This is a genomic window from Archangium primigenium, from assembly GCF_016904885.1.
GTDB lineage: Bacteria > Myxococcota > Myxococcia > Myxococcales > Myxococcaceae > Cystobacter > Cystobacter primigenius.
This window is the reverse complement of sequence record NZ_JADWYI010000001.1, coordinates 265,373-281,990: the sequence shown is the minus strand read 5'-3', so window position 1 is coordinate 281,990 and position 16,618 is coordinate 265,373. Positions and strand designations below refer to the sequence as shown.

Annotated in this window: 14 protein-coding genes; 12 read left to right on the top strand and 2 right to left on the bottom strand. The window is 70.8% G+C overall.

Annotated elements, in window-relative coordinates; genetic code table 11:
- Positions 1-79: 79 nt before the first annotated feature.
- Entirely contained in the window at positions 80-991 is a 912-nt protein-coding gene (locus tag I3V78_RS01210) for a flagellar motor protein MotB (RefSeq protein ID WP_204484483.1), read from the bottom strand.
- Between the two features lie 282 nt (positions 992-1,273).
- On the opposite strand from I3V78_RS01210, the gene I3V78_RS01205 reads away from it, so the two are divergent.
- The 6 genes from I3V78_RS01205 to I3V78_RS01180 are packed head-to-tail and all read left to right on the top strand — an operon-like array spanning position 1,274 to position 7,296.
- On the top strand, positions 1,274-1,654 hold the full coding sequence (locus I3V78_RS01205) for a response regulator (protein ID WP_204484482.1): 381 nt from the start codon (positions 1,274-1,276) through the stop codon (positions 1,652-1,654).
- Entirely contained in the window at positions 1,651-2,052 is a 402-nt protein-coding gene (locus tag I3V78_RS01200; RefSeq protein ID WP_204484481.1) for a chemotaxis protein CheW, read from the top strand. Before I3V78_RS01205 ends, I3V78_RS01200 begins: the two co-directional genes overlap by 4 nt.
- The gene (locus I3V78_RS01195) at positions 2,042-2,596 is read left to right on the top strand and encodes a chemotaxis protein CheW (protein ID WP_204484480.1); all 555 of its coding nucleotides are present in this window, start codon (positions 2,042-2,044) and stop codon (positions 2,594-2,596) included. Before I3V78_RS01200 ends, I3V78_RS01195 begins: the two co-directional genes overlap by 11 nt.
- Positions 2,597-2,610: 14 nt before the next feature.
- Positions 2,611-4,062 (top strand): globin-coupled sensor protein, encoded by a 1,452-nt coding sequence (locus I3V78_RS01190; RefSeq protein WP_204484479.1) that lies wholly within the window; start codon positions 2,611-2,613, stop codon positions 4,060-4,062.
- Positions 4,059-6,242: a response regulator gene (locus I3V78_RS01185; RefSeq protein ID WP_204484478.1), complete on the top strand. Its 2,184-nt coding sequence runs from the start codon at positions 4,059-4,061 to the stop codon at positions 6,240-6,242. The genes I3V78_RS01190 and I3V78_RS01185 overlap by 4 nt, the downstream gene beginning before the upstream one ends.
- Entirely contained in the window at positions 6,223-7,296 is a 1,074-nt protein-coding gene (locus I3V78_RS01180) for a chemotaxis protein CheB (RefSeq protein ID WP_204484477.1), read from the top strand. The genes I3V78_RS01185 and I3V78_RS01180 overlap by 20 nt, the downstream gene beginning before the upstream one ends.
- 15 nt (positions 7,297-7,311) lie before the next feature.
- Here I3V78_RS01180 and I3V78_RS01175 read toward each other — a convergent pair whose 3' ends face one another.
- Positions 7,312-7,674, bottom strand: a complete 363-nt coding sequence (locus I3V78_RS01175) for a hypothetical protein (protein WP_204484476.1) — start codon at positions 7,672-7,674, stop codon at positions 7,312-7,314.
- 162 nt (positions 7,675-7,836) lie between these two features.
- Between I3V78_RS01175 and I3V78_RS01170 the strand changes: the two genes are divergently transcribed.
- The 6 genes from I3V78_RS01170 (at position 7,837) to I3V78_RS01145 (ending at position 16,456) form a co-directional block, all read left to right on the top strand.
- On the top strand, positions 7,837-8,730 hold the full coding sequence (locus I3V78_RS01170) for a Vgb family protein (RefSeq protein ID WP_204484475.1): 894 nt from the start codon (positions 7,837-7,839) through the stop codon (positions 8,728-8,730).
- Positions 8,731-8,793: 63 nt separating this feature from the next.
- Positions 8,794-10,215, top strand: coding sequence for a hypothetical protein (locus I3V78_RS01165; protein ID WP_204484474.1), 1,422 nt, complete (start codon positions 8,794-8,796; stop codon positions 10,213-10,215).
- 339 nt (positions 10,216-10,554) lie between these two features.
- On the top strand, positions 10,555-11,562 hold the full coding sequence (locus tag I3V78_RS01160; protein ID WP_204484473.1) for a hypothetical protein: 1,008 nt from the start codon (positions 10,555-10,557) through the stop codon (positions 11,560-11,562).
- Positions 11,563-11,602: 40 nt separating this feature from the next.
- Complete coding sequence (locus I3V78_RS01155) at positions 11,603-12,400, top strand: hypothetical protein (protein WP_204484472.1); 798 nt, start codon at positions 11,603-11,605, stop codon at positions 12,398-12,400.
- 112 nt (positions 12,401-12,512) lie between these two features.
- A complete protein-coding gene (locus tag I3V78_RS01150; RefSeq protein ID WP_204484471.1) occupies positions 12,513-14,015 on the top strand; it encodes a hypothetical protein in 1,503 nt (500 codons plus the stop codon).
- Between the two features lie 47 nt (positions 14,016-14,062).
- The gene (locus I3V78_RS01145; RefSeq protein WP_204484470.1) at positions 14,063-16,456 is read left to right on the top strand and encodes a hypothetical protein; all 2,394 of its coding nucleotides are present in this window, start codon (positions 14,063-14,065) and stop codon (positions 16,454-16,456) included.
- Positions 16,457-16,618: the final 162 nt, after the last annotated feature.

Genomic DNA, 16,618 nt, shown 5'->3' with positions numbered 1-16,618 from the left:
CGTGGATATTCCGCGAGGACACCCGCCGGGAGGATGCCCGGCCCACGCGCGGGGTATGGCTGCCTGGTGGCTCGGGGTCCTAGTCGGCGGCGCCGGAGCTGAAGGACGCGCCCGCGAGCACCCGCAGGGTGGGCACGTCCACGGCGGTGCCCAGGCCGGGGCCGCCCAGGAAGAAGAGGTCCACGGCGGAGGCGACGTGCTTGCGCACCCCCAGGAGCACCTCGACGCCCACGCGGCCGCCCTGGGTGGGCACGCTGAGCAGGGTGCTCACCTCGGGCCGGGTGGCGGTCTTGTTCTGGCCGAGCGCGGTGACGGTGGCCCCCAGGCGCAGCTCGTTGCCCAGCACGTCGTGGGCGCGGCCGGAGAAGGCGCCCAGGTCATGGCGCGGGCGCAGGAGCAGGCCCAGCTCGCCGCCCACCTGGAAGTCGCCGCCCGTGTAGCCCAGCTGCACCCGGGGCAGCAGCGCGTAGGCGTCGTGGGCGAGCAGCCGCGCCTGGCCCACGGGCAGCGCCGCGGCGAACTCCGCGGCCACGTTGAGCGGAAAGCCGCCCCGCATGCGCCAGGGGGCCACCCGCGCCGACACCCAGGCCGCCTCCAGGCCCCCACCGTCCGGCGCGCTCAACCCGAGGATGTTCTGGCCCCGCTGGCCGATGATGTAGGCGAACTGGCCACCCACCTGCAGCCACGGCGTCACGCCCACGGCGGCGGTGAGGTGGCCCGACAGCTTGTTCTCGATGAGCGACGTGGTGGTGACGCCCGGATCCCAGTCGCGCGCGAAGTTGAGCGGCAGGTGCTCGTAGTGCCCCTGCATGGAGACGCGCACGACCCCTGGCTCCAGCGAGCGGCCCGTGCCCACCACCAGCGAGCCCAGCCCCGAGGTGTCGAAGCGCAACCGCTCGAGCGCGAAGACGGGCAGCGATCGCGCCCCCTGGGCACCACTCACCCCGGGCAGCAGCAGCGCGCCGAGGACGAGGAGCATGCGAGAAGCCATACCGCTGGACTCCATGAGATGAGAAAGGGGCATTGTTCAGGAAGGCCGACGCGGCGCGCAAGTTCACGCCCGGTCTTCTCGCCTTCCGAGAAGTTTCGTCACCCAACAGTTCAGCCCCGCACGCCGGAATCACCCCGGGGCCTCATTGACCTGCACTGAGCAGTGGACGATACGAACCGGGCGAGGGTCAGCAGACAGCGCCCCCGTCCATTAACAAGTCTCTTGGAGTTCCAGCTCTTTCCTGTCTGGAAGGCCCCCCCGCTGTCGACTCCAGGGAAAACCATGGCCCGCATCCTCGTCATCGATGACAGCCCCACGGTCGCGCTGTCCATGTCCCGCTTGCTGCTGAGCGATGGGCACCTCGTGGAGACGGTGCACGACGTGGCCGAGCTGCCGGGCTACCTGGGCAGCTCGCGGCCGGACCTGGTGCTGTTGGACCTGGAGATGCCGGCCCTGCCGGGGGTGGAGTGGGCCGCGCACATGCGGCGCTTCTACCAGCAGAAGCTCTCCCTCATCATCCACTCGTACAAGCCCTGGGACGCCATGGAGGCCGCGGCGCAGAAGGTGGGCGCGGTGGGCATCATTCCCAAGGGGGCGTCCGCGGATGCCGCGCGCTGCATCATCAACAGCGCCCTGCGCCGCACGGCGAGGCCCATGGGATGAGCCGACCGCTCGTGCGCGTGCACACCGGCGGCCAGCGGTGGCTGGTGCGGGTGGAGGACTTGCAGGAGGTCGTCCCGATGATGGCGCTGACCCGCGTGGCGGGGCAGGGCGGCGGGTGCCGCGGCCTGCTCAACCTGCGCGGCGAGCTGGTGCCGGTGTTCGAGGGCAACGGGGGTGAGGCGCCCCTCGCGTCCACGCGGCTCATCCTCGTGCTGCGCGAGCGCGCGGGCGGGCGCGTGGGGCTGATCGTGGACGAGGCGCGCGACGTGCTCTTCCTGTCCGACGCGGAGCTCTCGGCGCGGCCGGTGGGCGGGGGCCGGATGTGCCACGTGGCGCTGGTGGACGGCGCGCTCTTCACCCTCCTGGAGCCCGACGAGGTGGCGGCGCATGGCGCCTGAGACCGACCCGGTTCCGGACGCGGTGGCGCACGAGGCGCCGGACGCGCTCGCGGACGCGGCCCTGCTCGAGCGGCGCGCCGCCCGCTACGCGCGCCCGGGCACGCCGGGGCTCGAGGCGGTGGCCGAGTACGTGGCGTTCGCGCGGGGCGCGGGCCAGTACGCCCTGCCGCTCGTGTCGCTGCGCGAGGCGCGGCCGCTCAGGCACCTGGCGCGCGTGCCCGGGGCCTCGCCCGTGGTGGCCGGCGTCTTCCAGTTCCGGGGCGAGCCCTTGAGCGCGCACGACCTGGCCGCGTGGATGACGCCGGAGGGGACGCCCGGGGCGCGGGCCGAGTGGGTGCTGGTGGTGGAGCACGCGGGGGCGCGCCTGGGCCTCCTGGCCGACTCCCTGGCCGGCATCGAGCGGTTGCGCGTGGCGGACTGCCACCCGGTGCCCCTCACGCTGGGCGCGCGCGGCGAGTGCTTCCGCGGGGTGCTCGGTGGCCAGCGCCTGCTGCTCGAGCCCGAGCGGCTCTTCTCCCTGCCCGCCTTCTTCCGGGCCTTCTGAAACGGATGTGACCCATGGCTCCCTCCCCCTCGCATGTCGATGGTCGTCTGGGCTCCGCCGCCGAGGAGCTCGAGCGGCGCAAGCGCGTGCTGGACTTCTCCGACGCGGACGCGCGGCGCCTGGCCGACTTCCGCCCCATGGCCGAGGCGAGCAACGGCGCCGTCGTGGAGCGCTTCTACGAGCACCTCATGGCGCACGGGGAGATGCGCTCGCACTTCCAGAGCCCCCAGCACATCGAGGCGCTCAAGCGCGCCCAGTCCCAGTACTTCCTGGAGCTGTTCGGGGGGGCGTATGACCCGGCCTACGTGGAGAACCGCCTGCGGGTGGGCCGCGCCCACGAGCGCATCGGCCTGGGGCCCCTGTGGTACGTGGGCGCCTACAGCCAGTACCTCTGCTCGCTCATCCCGCTGGTGCTCGAGCGCGGCGGGGCCGAGCCCCAGGCGGCGGCGTCCGCTGCCCCCGGGCCGTCCGGCGCCCTGTCCGCCACGCTCCAGTCCCTGGTGAAGGTCATCTGCCTGGACATGTCGCTGGCCATCGACACGTACATCGAGGCCATGCGCGACCGGGAGGCGTCGCAGGTCAACCGCTTCGCCAGCGCCCTGGAGAGCATGTCCGCGAGCCTGGCGTCCTCCTCGGGGGACATCCTGGACGCCACGTCGCGCCAGACGGGCGCCGCCCAGCAGCAGGCGAGCGCCATCGCCGAGGTGACGAGCACCCTGTCCGAATTGCGCCTCACCTCCATGCAGGCCCTGGAGAAGGCCGAGGGCGTCATCACCGTGTCCGAGCGCTCCATCGAGTCCTCGCGCCTGGGGGGCCAGGCGGTGGAGGCCTGCATCCAGGGCATGCGGGAGATCCGCGAGCAGGTGGAGGCCATCGCGGACAAGATCCTCTCCTTGAGCGAGCAGACGCAGCAGATCGGGGAGATCATCGCCTCGGTGAACGAGATCGCCGAGCAGTCCAAGCTCCTGGCGCTCAACGCGGCCATCGAGGCGGCGCGCGCGGGCGAGCACGGGCGGGGCTTCGCGGTGGTGGCCACGGAGATCCGCAGCCTGGCGGATCAGTCCAAACAGGCCACGAGCCAGGTGCGCAAGCTGCTCGGCAGCATCCAATCGGCCACGAACTCGGCGGTGGTGGCCACCGAGGCGGGCACGCGCAAGGTGGAGGCCGGGGTGGAGCTGGCCAACCGCGCGGGGCAGAGCATCCAGCAGCTCGGCGGCAGCATCGAGGAGTCCTCGTCCGCCGCGCGGCTCATCGCCAGCGCCGCGCGCCAGCAGACGGCCGGGGTGCAGCAGGTGGCCGACGCCATGGTGGACATCCGCGACGCCATGAACAGCACGCTCACGAGCCTGGGCCAGACGGAGACGTCCGCGCACCAGCTCAACGACCTGACCCAGAGCGTCAACCAGCTGGTGGACACGTTCTCGCGGCCCAAACAGCCCAAGGCCCCCGAATACCGGCTGACGTGAGCGTCTGGTCCGCCATGACCCCCACGAGCGAGGAGTTGGAGCTGGCCATCCAGAGGGCCTTCGCCACCGAGGCGAAGGACCTGTTGCGCCAGGTGGAGCGCGCGCTGCACGGCCTGGTGGGGGGGGACCTGACGGAGCGCGGCGCGCGCTGCCAGGACATGCTGCGCGGCCTGCACACCCTGAAGGGCGCGGCGGCGGCGGCCCGGCGCGAGCCGGTGGTGGCGCGCACCCACGCGCTCGAGGAGCACGTGCGGGGCGTGCAGGACGGGCGGCTCGCGCTGGAGGGCGAGGGCCTGGACGGGCTCTTCGGCGGGCTCGAACAGGTCTACGAGGCGCTGGGCACGCTCGCGGTGGAGGCGGATCCGGGGGCGGACACGGAGCCCGTGGGGCTGCCCGCGCCGACGCTGCCCGAGGGGGAGCTGCTGCGGGTGTCCCCCGCGCGGGTGGAGGCCCTGGACGCGCTGGTGGGGGAGCTGGTGCTCACGCGGCTGCGCCAGGAGGGCCTGACGCGGCGGCTCCTGGAGACGCGCGCGCGGCTGGGCGAGGCCATGGACCGCTGGCGGGAGCTGGGCGCGCGGCTGGAGCCCTGCAAGCGCACGTTGCCCCGGGCGCAGTGGGCCAGCGTGAAGTCGGCGCGCGATGCCCTGGGCCCGGCCATGGCGGGCGCCTGGCAGTTGCTCTCGGCGGTGGCGCGCGAGGCGCCCGGCCTGCTGGCGCACGGGGTGGGGGTGGACGGGGAGCTGGAGGCGGGCCTGCGCGAGCTGCGGCTCATGCCCCTGCAGCCCTTCCTGGAGGAGTATGCCCGGGTGGCGCGCGAGACGGCGCGCGCGTGCGGCAAGGAGGTGCGCCTGGAGGTGCGCGCGGCCGGGGCCGAGGTGGACCGGGTGGTGCTCATGCGGCTGGGGGACGTGCTGCTGCACCTGGTGCGCAACGCCGTGGTGCACGGGGTGGAAGTGCCCGAGCAGCGCCGGGCGGCGGGCAAGCCGGAGGCGGGCACCCTCACCCTGGAGGCGCGGTGCGAGGGGGCGCGCGCCTTCCTGCGCGTGGCGGACGACGGGGCGGGGGTGGACGTGGCGCGGGTGCTCGCGCGGGCCCGGGAGGCCGGCGTGCGGGTGGACCTCCAGGACACCTCCCCCGAGACGCTGCTCGGCCTGCTCACCCGGCCGGGCTTCTCCACCCGCGAGGCGGCGGATGCCTGGGCCGGCCGGGGGGTGGGGCTGGACGTGGTGGCCGCCTGCCTGCGCGAGCTGGAAGGTCGGCTGCGGCTCGAGCACACGCCGGGGCGCGGCACGGCGTTCCTCGTCGAGGTGCCCGTCTCCACCTCCTCGCACCGGGGGCTGGTGGTGCGGGTGGGGGAGGATGGCTTTGGAATCTTGCTGCACCACGTCGAGCGCGTGGTGCGGGTGGGCCCCCAGGACGTGACGCACCTGGAGGGGCATGCCACGGTGCGTCTGGAGGGCGAGCCGGTGTCGCTCGTGGCCCTGGCGTCGCTGCTCGGCACCCGCGAGGCGGACGCGGGGGGCACCCGGCGCACGGGCGTGGTGCTGCGGCACGACGGCCAGCGGCTGGTGGTGCTCGTGGACGACGTGCCGGGCGAGGAGCGCCTGGTCATCAAGCCCCTGGGGCCCGCCTTCGCCGGGGCGCCCCTGGTGCTCGGGGGGGCCCTGCAGCCGGATGGCGCGGTGCTGCCAGTGCTCCAGGTGGCCGCCCTGTTCGCCCGGGCGCGGGAGGGGGTGGGGTGGGGCAGCGCCTCGACGTCCCTCGCCCGCCGGGCGCCGGCCGCGCCCGCCACGGTGCTGGTGGTGGACGATTCACCCACCCTGCGCACGCTCCTGCGCAACGTGCTCCGGGCCGCGGGCTACCCCGTCGTCCTGGCGCATGACGGCTTCGCCGCCACGGAGCTCTGGGCCCGCCAGTCCTTCGCCCTGGTGGTGACGGACCTGGACATGCCCCGCATGGACGGCGCCGAGCTGTGCCGCTTCGTGCGGCGCTCGGAGCGGCCCCGGACGCCCGTCATCCTGATAACCTCCCAGTCTGGCGTGGAGGCGCGGCGGCGGGCCCTGGACGCGGGCGTGGATGCTTACGTGGTAAAAGGTGAATTCGAGCAGGCCACCTTCCTGGGGTTGGTGCGCCAACTGACGAACACGGGAGAGCACCTCGTTGAAGCTGCTGTTGGTTGAGGACTCGCGCTCCGTCGTCGCGTTTCTCGAACAGATATTGCGCAAGGAGCCGGACATCGAGCTGCTGCCGCCCGTGGACAACGGCCACGACGCGGTGCTCGCCGTGCAGCGCTGGAAGCCTCACCTCGTGCTGATGGACCTGGTGCTCCCCGGCGGCATGGGGGGCGAGGAGGCCATCGCCGCCATCATGGCCACCGCGCCCTGTCCCATCGTCGTGCTCAGCGGCCAGCTGGGCACGCGCGGCCGGGACCGGACCTTCGAGTCGTTGAGCGCGGGCGCGGTGGACGTGCTGGCCAAGCCCACGGCCGGGGGCGTGGAGGCGGTGCGCGAGTTCCGCGAGCGGCTGCTGCGCACGGTGCGCACCATGGCCCACGCGCGGGTCACCAGTCGGCGGCGCACGTCCATCCGCACCCCCTCGCTGACCGCCCTGCCCTCGGTCACCCCGCTGGCCACGCCCGCCACGCCCGTGCCCGCGCCCGCCGAGTCCCCGCCGTGCTCGCTGCTGGCCATCGGGGGCTCCACGGGCGCGCCGCCGCTGGTGTACGAGCTCTTGCGCGCGCTGCCCGCGCCCGCGCCCTTTCCGGTGGTGGTGGCGCAGCACATCGTGCACGGCTTCGAGCCGGGCTTCGCCCAGTGGCTGTGTGGCACGGGGCACTCGGTGGTGGTGGCGCGGGCCGGGGACTGGCTGGATGCGGGGAGCGTGTACGTGTCCCCGGCGGATCGCGACCTGCTCGTGCGGGGGGGCCGCTTGCGCACCCAGCCCGCCAAGGGCGTGGCGGTGCCCTCGGTGAACGTGCTCTTCGAGAGCGTGGCGAGCTTCTACGGGCCGCGCGCGGTGGGCCTGTTGCTCACGGGCATGGGCGTGGATGGCGCCCAGGGTCTGCTCGCCATGCGCCAGGCGGGCGCCCTCACCGTGGCGCAGGAGGGCTCCACCTGCGTGGTGGATGGCATGCCGGGCGCGGCCCGGGCCCTGGGCGCCGCGCGCCAGTCGCTCACGCCCGCGGGCATGGGCGCGCTGGTGGCGTCGCTCGCCCGGCAGGCCATGAAGGGCTGAGCGGCCCCTCGGGTCTCAGGGCGTCGCGGGGCTGGACACGGCCGTGTCACAGTCCGAGCCCGTGCAGGTGCCCGAGCACGCCACCTGGGCGGGGTAGGACTCCAGGATGACGCACTGGGTGCCGCCCGAGCAGCGCAGCCAGTCGGTGCACACCTCCGTGCCCAGACAGCGCTGCTCGCGCTTGCCGTCCAGCATGAAGGACATGCACTGGGTGCCCGCGGCGCACGCGGGGCCCTCCAGGGTGCACGCGGGCGCCTCCGCCACGTTCTTGCCCGTCCTCAACTGGAGCCGTCCCGTCTTCGTCGTGTCCTCCGTGTCGCCGCAGCCCGCCACGCTCCACGCCATCAGTCCCATCACCAGCCAGCTTCGCATCCGCATGTCGCCGTCCTGTCGTCCTTCGAGGTGCGGGGAGCCCCGAGCAAGCGCCGGACCAGCGCCGTCCGCCTGGGCATCGCCTTCCGGACACGGCCGGGCGGGCGGCCCGTCCCCTCAGGAAATTGAGAGGGCCCCGTGGATTTCCCGGCCCTAACGTCCGGGGGCATGACGCCTCCCGTCCCGTCGTTGCGCGAGTTCCCGGTGGCCGCTCCCGGCGAGGGCCCGTATGGCATCACCTCCGGTCCGGAGGGGGCCTTGTGGCTCACCCTGGTCCACGCGGGCGCGGTGGTGCGGCTGACCGTGGACGGCCAGGTGACGCGCCATGACCTCGGGGCGCCCCAGGGCGGGCCCGCGCTCATCACCCCCGGTCCGGACGGCGCGCTCTGGTTCACCGAGTCCCGGGGCCATCGCATTGGGCGGCTCACGCCGGACGGCCAGCGCGCCTTCTTCCCCGTGCCCACGCCGGGCGCCGGGCCCTTCGGCATCACACCGGGTCCGGATGGCGCCCTGTGGTTCACGGAGATGAACGCGGACCGCATCGGCCGCATCACCCCGGCGGGCGACCTCACCGAGTTCCCGCTGCCCACGACGGGCGCCTTCGCCTCGATGATCGCCCCGGGAGCGGATGGTGCCTTGTGGTTCACCCTGAACCAGGCGAACGCCATCGGCCGGCTGAGCGTGGCGGGGGCCTTCACCCTCTATCCCCTGCCCACGCCGAACGCGGCGCCCGTGGGGCTCACGGCGGGCGCGGACGGCGCCCTGTGGTTCGTGGAGATTGGCGCGGGCCAGGTCGGCCGCATCACCCTCGAGGGGCGGATTCACGAGTTCCCCCTGCCGGACCGGGCCGCGCGGCCCCACGCCATCGTCGCGGCGCCCTCGGGGGGGTGCTGGTTCACGGAGTGGGGGACGGGCCGCCTGGGGCATATTTCCCCATCGGGACGGGTCCACACGCATGCCCTGCCGACGCCCGCCTCGGAGCCTCATGGCCTGTGCCTCGGGCCGGACGGGGCGGTGTGGGCCGCGCTGGAGGTGGGGCGCGTCGTGCGCCTCTCGCCTTGAGGCGGCGCCTTGAAGCAGGATGCGGCCCTTTTTCTCCGCCGGTGCGCGGAAGGGGGCCTGGCAGTGACGACTCGGAAGACGAAGCGGCGGTGGCTCGCGGTGGGACTCGCCTTGCCGCTCACGGGCTGTGCCCTGGGCTCCGTGCGCCAGGTGAAGGTGGACGCGCTGGGGCCCTATGACGACGCGCGGGGCGTGGACGTCCAGGTGACGGGCGACGTCCCCCCGGCGCTCGCCGAGCCGCTCCAGCGCGCCTTCCAGGGCGGGGTGGAGGCGCGGGCCCGGCGGCCGGTGGAGGCCCAGGGCGCGCCGCTGCGCGTGGAACTGCGGGTGCTGGAGGCGCTCGCGCCCGAGGCCGCGCCCACCACCGACGCCGATCGGGTGGCCGTCCAGGCGCGCACGGCGTTCGGGCTCACCGCGTTCGAGAAGTCGAGCGGGCGGCTGGCGCTGGAGGGCGTGCTGCTGGCGCCCGAGGACGGCAAGGCGCTGGGGCTCGTGCGGTGGGAGTCGGCGGGGACGCCGGAGGCGCTGGCGGCGCGCGCGGGACGCGAGGCGGGCGAGGCGCTGGGCCAGCGGATGGCGCGGCGGCGCGACGAGTTCGTCAACCGGCGGGCGGCCGACGAGCGGCTGTTCCTCACGCCCACGGCGCTCACGCTGGAGCCCGGCGAGGTGGTGCTGAGCAACGACGAGCTCTTGCTCTTCCGCCTGGGCGTGGGCCTGAGCCGGCGCGTGCAGTTGGACATGTGGGGCGGGGCGCTGCCCATTCCGGCGGCGGGCGGCGTGCCACTCTTCGCGATCCACGCGGTGGGCGGCGCGGGCGCGGCGGGGCTGGGCGTGCTGGGCACGTTCGACCTGGGCCTCAAGGTGAAGGTGCTGGAGGAGTCGCGCTACGTGCCGGGCCTGGCGCTCTCCTATGACTTCCTCAACGTCTTCGCGGGAGCGATTGGCGGCGGCGGCGTGGTGCTGCTGGGCAATGGGGTCGCGGCGGGCGGAGCGGCGGGGGCGGGGGGCGCCAACCTCCAGTTCAACCTCTTCACCCTCACGGCGGCCAAGCACTTCGGGGACTTCCAGCTCACCGCGGGCGCGTACGTGCTGGACAACCACCACCTCATTCCCCAGGGAGCGGCGGTGGTCGCGGGCGGCGCGGGCAGCGTGGACGACGTGAACGGGGGCGTGGTCGCGGGCACGCCGCTGGAGCGTCTGCCCACCTCCGTGCAGGGCTTCATCGGGGCCCAGTACGTGCTCGGGCCCCACAGCGAGCTGGCGGCCGAGTTCCTCCCCCGCGCGCCCTTCGAGCAGTCCGTGCTCACCACGGGCGTGCGCTGGCTCCTGGGCGGCTCGGAGCCCCGGGGCCCGCTGGCGGCGGACCGGCTGCGCGTGCGGCTGGACCTGGCGGCGCTCTGGACCATTCTGCCGACCACGGAGTCCGGTGGCGGGGGCCACCCCTTCCCGCTGCCCTGGGTGGGCGTGGGTCTCTACAAGCTGTGAGGCGCTCGGACGCCCGGGGATGCCATCGAGTGAGGACGCCTCTGGCTCTCCCCGCGCGTCTCGTTTCCAAGAAAGTGAAAGCCAGACATGGCGTTGCTCTCACGCCATGAGAGATAAGTCTTTGGCGCTTAAATGGAAGCCGCGGGGTGGGGGGGCCTGTACAAGGCCATCCACTTCGCGGACGTCTCGTCGCGCGGGTGTCCCTTAGGGGGAATCCAACTTCATCCTGGTCATCACAATGCCCGCCGGAGGTCTGGCGGACGTTGGCGGGCGCTTGCGCCCGGGGCACCCGTGCATCCTCCGTCTGGCTGGCTTCTCGAAACCCATCCGTCCTCCATCATGATCAAACACAGACTGCTTGGCTCCTTGCTCGTCGCGTCGCTCTGGAGTGGTTCCTCCCTGGCGGAGACCGTCTCCGTGGATCTCATCTCTCCGGCCACCTGTGTCCCGGGTGGGGGGCGCCTCGCCCACTGCACCGTCGCGACCCGGCTGCTTGAGGGGACTGATTTCAAGACCGCGGTGCCCCTGCGCACGGTCTTCCAGCGGGTGGTGTCTGGGAATTGCTCCACGCGCTATCCCCTGGAAGTGACCCTGACGCCCGAGGGGAACTCCAGCACACGCTACATCTACATCTCCGAGGCCCAGACCGTCGTCCGAGGCGCCAACCAGCGGCTCCTGACGCGGATCGAGCTCAAGGACTCCTCCTCTTGGACGCCCTATGCGTCCTTCGCCGACTCCTGCCGCATCTCGCTGAACATCCAGTGGAACCAGGTCGACGTGGACTCCGCCGCGCAGGCGAGCGCCATCCTGAGCAGGCTCCAGGCGGACCTGGCCACGAAGGTGGCCCACCGCGATGCCCTCTCCAACCTCGTCGAGTACAGCTCCGCCTTCAGCTTCATGCGCACGCTGAGCAACAGCCTGCTCACCGAGCTGAACAACGAGATGATGCTCTTCCTGCGCGAGCAGGCGAAGGAGTCCGGCGACACCGTCTTCAAGGCGACGCTGCCGTGTGAGTGCGATCCCACCATCCAGGACTGTTCGGGAGCGCTGAACGACACGGAGAAGATTGGCCTCGCCAACCTGTACTTCGCTCTGGGCGTGCTCGGAGACAACTCCAACTACCTGCGTCCGGACGGAACGCCCATGACGTTGGAGGAGTACATCGGCGCGTCGCCCGGCGGCGGCACCGCAAGAGACATCATCGCGAAGCTGTCCCTGCGGACCACGCCGGAAGTCCTCGCCCAGTACCAGGCCCAGCTGCTGGTGGCCTCGGCGCTGGTCAAGGAGGCCCAGGACCACCTGCTCTTGGCCAGGCAGCAGCTCTCCGCCTGGATTCCCCTTCCTTGAATCCTGTTCGTTCACGCCACTTCAAAACGAGCGCAACGCCATGCACAAGACCCTGAACCTCCTCCTCCGTCCGTTGTTCCTGCTTTGCATGCTGGGGGGGCTGCCAGCCTCCGCGCAGTCCTTGTCAGGGGACGCCGAATCCTCCACGGACGTGCGCGACGCCGAGTACGCGCCGATGCAGTGCCCGTGGTGTGAGCCTCCCGAGAGTCCGGATCCGCCGAGCGTTCCCATCCTCCATGGATACGAGATCAACCTTCCCCTGCTTCGGATGGACATGTTGCCGCCGGGCTGGATGCTCATGCCAGTCGGCTACGGAGATGGGCACATCTGGCCGATCTCAGGCGACTACCGGGCCGATATGAACTGGGGCGGTGGCAACGTCGTGTTCAATGCGATCAAAGACAGTTGGTACGATGCCCACGACTTCTATCACGGGCGCATCGTGACCATCGTGGACCCGGGCACGAGCTACGTCCCCATCGCCCAGGTGATGGGCTACTACGAGAATGTGGACCCGGGTCTGGTCCGGGGGTCCGTCGAGATGATCATCCCCAATCAGCCGGATCTTCCCGATCCAGCTCAGGGGCAGGTCGTTGTCGCGCTCCAGGTGCAGACGCCGACGGACTGGCGCGATGTGGCCACTTCCTCCGTCATCCACATCACCAACATACGTCAGATGCATGAAATCGAGGCGACCATCGCGCCCTATCAAAATGTGCGCTTCGAGGTTCGGGTCAAGGCCCATCCGAGTAACGCGAACAAATACATGCTGTGGAAGGTCCGGATGTTCGGCGCGGAGTGCTACCCGGACTTCTTCAACAACGCCCAGTGCCTGTGAGGCCGGGGCTCGCGCGGAGCCGGGCCGTGTGCCTGCTTCGCGGCGTCTTTCCAAACATCGCCAATGCTGGAGCAATCGCGTGATTTCGTGTGAGCGAGGAACGAGGACGGTCGTGCTGGGCATGCTGTTGCTGGCCTGGGGACCCGCGTGTGGCCAGGACGAGGTGCCCCCGGCGTCGGAGGCGCTGGGCGGGACGCCCGCCACCCAGGCTCGACCGCTGGGCCTCGTGGGGGAGATCTGCGCCGACTTCCGGGTCTGGGGCGGCTCGGGCAAGAGCATCTGCAAGTCCAGGGGGACGGATCCCGGCGTGGTGCTCCAGGAACTCGAGGAGGCCCGGCCGGGCGCATGCGAACTGCTGTTCGGTGGCAATCCCACGGGGAAGGCCGAGTGCATGAACACGGTGGCGCGTGTCTACGCCGAGGGGGGCACGGGGTCCGATCCCGTCCTCTGGCTGCAGGGCGCCAACTCCATCCAGCGCCACTTCCGGCTGACGACCAATGCCTCCATGCCCGTCTATGAGAACAGCCTGCTGCGGCTCGAGCAGATCGCCAAGGACATCGTCGGGCCCTCCGAGCGCAGCCTGGAGGACAAGACCAAGACGCTGCGGGATGCCCGCCAGCACGTGGCGGATCCGCTCAAGGCGCGTGCCACGGCGGACAAGGGCGCCGCCAGCGCCGAGGCGGCGTCCCAGCGCGAGCGACTCGCGGCCTTCCAGCGTGACTTCACGGCGTACAAGAGCGCGGTGGACGCGCTCCAGCCGGAGTTCTCCACGACCCTGACGGACTTCCTCGCCTACCGCGCGCAAGAGGCCGCCGTCATCGCGCGGCTCCAGGACCTCGCCCAGCGTGCGTCCGCCGCGGACCTCAATGGCATCGGGCCATTGCAACTGGAGCTCGTGGCGCTCGCCCGCGAGGAGAGCGCCCGGCCCCAGGACGTGCAGCTCCACGCCCGGCGGCTCATCCAGCAGCTCGCCTCCATCGAGGAGACGCACCTGCCGCGGCTCGTCGAGCACGCTGAGTTCCTGACGCAGCACACCCTTTCCCGGCCCGACCTGACCCGGCACTCCGCGGAGGTTCTCCAGTCCATGGGCGGCTACACGGATGCGCGGTATGCCCGGGTCGCGGCCGCCGTGAAGAAGCTACTCGAGGGGCTCCGGCTGCGCCGGGAGGCGCTCGTGGTCTCGCAGTCGGACGAGACCACGCGCCAGTCGTTGGCGAACGCGGCGACCTTGAAGGCCTCCGAGGACTTCCTCGCGGAAGCGAACGCCCGCACGCAGGCGCTCTGGAAGCTGCCGCCCCGCAGCTCCAAGCTCAAGCTCTTCTTCCTGGCCCAGAAGCACGTCGACTTCGAGAGCATCCTCCAACTCGAGCCCGTGTGCCTCAACGCCACGCCCTGGATGGATTCGGGCTGTGTGGCCCTGCGGCGCCAGTTCGGCAGCGCGCGCGGCTACCTCAACACGACCCTGCCGAACATGGTGCGCTCGAACATCGTCAGCCTGCGGCGGAGCGGTGTCTCCGAGAATCTTCTCAAGGACATCGAGAAGTACCTGACCGCCGCGAATCTGCGTCAGGCCGTGATCGCCCACGATGTCGCGCTCCGCGCGTCCGACCTGTGAGCCCGGGCATGTCTCTTTCTGCTTCCCCCTCGCGCGTGAGTTCTTCCATGCGACGCCTCGCTTCCTTCTTCCTCCTCCTGCTGACAGGGCCGGTGTTGCTGGCGGCTGGGTCCGCCCGCGCCAGCTCCCGTGGCTACGAAATCAAGTGGCAGTGCACCTCATTCAAGGCCGCAGGAAGCTGTCTGGATGTCGCCTTCCTGGGCGTGGAGGGCCAGGCCAACTTCGCGGTCAATTCAGTCCCCATTCCCACGCGGACCATTCCAGGCCACTTCATCCGGGATCAGTACCAGAACGAGCAGAACCTCTACGGCGCGCCCTTCAGCTCGGCCCTGCTCCGCTGGGGCCCGAACCAGTTCTTCTTCGACGTCCAGGCCCAGTCTCCGTCCCAGTCGTGTGTCATCGCGGATGACATCGTGACCCTGGAGACAGGGGGGCTGACCGCGCGCCCACTCTTCATGGTCGCGCGCCGGGGCACCGCCTTCCATGGCGCCGCGGATGTCTCCCTGGACCTGCGGGAGATCAACCCGGGGCTGTCCGAGAACATCATGCGGCTGGAGGACGCTTTCGAGCGGCGCAAGCTGCAGCTCACCTCCATCGCGGACAACATCGAGGCGGCCAAGGCGGAGCTGGCGCTCCTCGACAAGCTGCGCGCGGACATCAACGAGCTGGCAAAACGCCCGTTGGACTCTATCTCCGAGCAGGACCTCGAAAACCTGCTTCAGAAGTACGAGGGGATCGACCCGAGCGTCCGTCGCGAGTTCGTGCAATTGCTGCGGGATCTGAAGGCCGACATTGAGACGCTGCGCTCAGAGCTCAACCGCATCATGGCGGACTTCCGCGGGCAGATGGGCGCCCTGGATGATTGGCTCGTGTCCGCGCCGCCCTCGGGTGCTCCGGACCTGGACGCGCCGGGGACCTACACGCCTGGCCTGGAGACCGAGACCCTGCCTCCGGTGCAACTGCCCGACGTGAACGTGGGCGATGACTTCGACGAGAGCAAGGACCCCTACCTCGCCTACGCCATGAACGTCCTGAACCAGCTTCAGGGCACCGAGGCGAACGACGAGGTGGTGAACCGGGGCGCGTTCCTGTCGATCGTCCGCAGCTGGCGTCAGAACCAGAACGTCATGGAGAAAAGCCTCCAGAGCCGGGGTGTCGTCTCCCAGGAGGAAGTGGGCGCGTTCCTCAACGCCCAGCAGATGGTGCTGACGCACGTGCGCGGCTTCATGGACGAGCAGGGATGGTTCCACGACAGCCCCGTCCGGCCCACGACCAAATCGCTCATCGCCTACCTGCGCAAGCGTCCGGACACGAATGCCCAGGCGGAGGCGCTCCAGGCGCAGCTCAACTACTGGCGCGGGACCGAGCCCAGCCTTCAGCAGAAGCTCATCCTCGACACTCTGGACTCACTCACCGGGGGCTGGCGGGCGGTGGACGAGGGCGCGCTCGCGGAGGACCCCACCATCCTCACCCAACTGCTTCGCATCGGGGATTCCGCCGAGGTCCTCATCAAGGAGGTCACCCTGTTTGGCGTGGGGTTGACCCCCGTGGGGGACTTCATCGACCTCTGCGAGGTCGTCACGGGGTGGGAGACGTGCAATCCCCAGGGCAATCAGCTCACCACGGGTGACCGGATGGTCACGTCGCTGGGCATCGTCGGCGGCAGCGGAAAGTTCTGGCGGTTCGTGGCGGCCTCCACGGTGAGCGCGGTCGGCATGACCGTGGCGAAGAAGGCGGCCGACCTCATCGAGCGCTGGATCGACCTGAGCAAGGAGCGGCGCAAGGAGCTGCTCACCGTGCTCGGCGAGCCGGTCATCGAGCGCATCACCAACATCTCCGGCAAGCAAGTGGAGGCCCTGCTCAAGCGACTTGGGCCCGAGACGGTCAAGAAGCTCGGGGCCCACCTCGATGGCAAGGCGCTCCAGGAGCTCGAAAAGCTCAGCATGCTGACGATTCCGGATCCCAGCCGTAGATTGCACGTGCTGACCCATGGGCAATCCGTCAAGGGTCTCGGCGCCATGGACGGCACCCGGCTGGCGGACTTCGAGAACTCGCTCAAGAGCCTCGGCTTCAAGAACGCCGGGCTCGCGGAGAATGGAGACAAGGTCTGGACTCATGTCGATTGCTCAGTGATTCGCGTCGCACCCGCGAGAAGCTCCTCTCCTCCCTATTTCCGAAAGGAAATCTCGATGACGCCTGGCCAGTACAATCGTGATGCCATCGCGGCCAAGGTCACGAGTACGGTCAGCGAGGAAGGCGAGCTGGTATTGAGTCTGCCTGAGTGGTCCGAGAGCACTATCGGCGCGAGCCCTCAAGTGACGGCGTGGTTCGCCAACAAGCTCAAGAAGTCCGTCTCCGAGGTCAGGGCCAATCACGGCGCGGAATTGGAGGAGATGAGGAAGTGGTGGGCCTCCCAGACCCACTTCAATCTCCTGCCGTAAGCCATGTTACGGTCGCCGTGAACGCCCCGGCGCGTGGCCGACGTTCACGGTGACTGAAGGGGAAGGGAACGATGGAACGTCGGCTGACGCCCATGAATGGGGCTGGGTGGCGTCGGGTTGCCCGGTGGGGGAGTCCGAGCCAGAGGCCCTGTGAGTATCAGG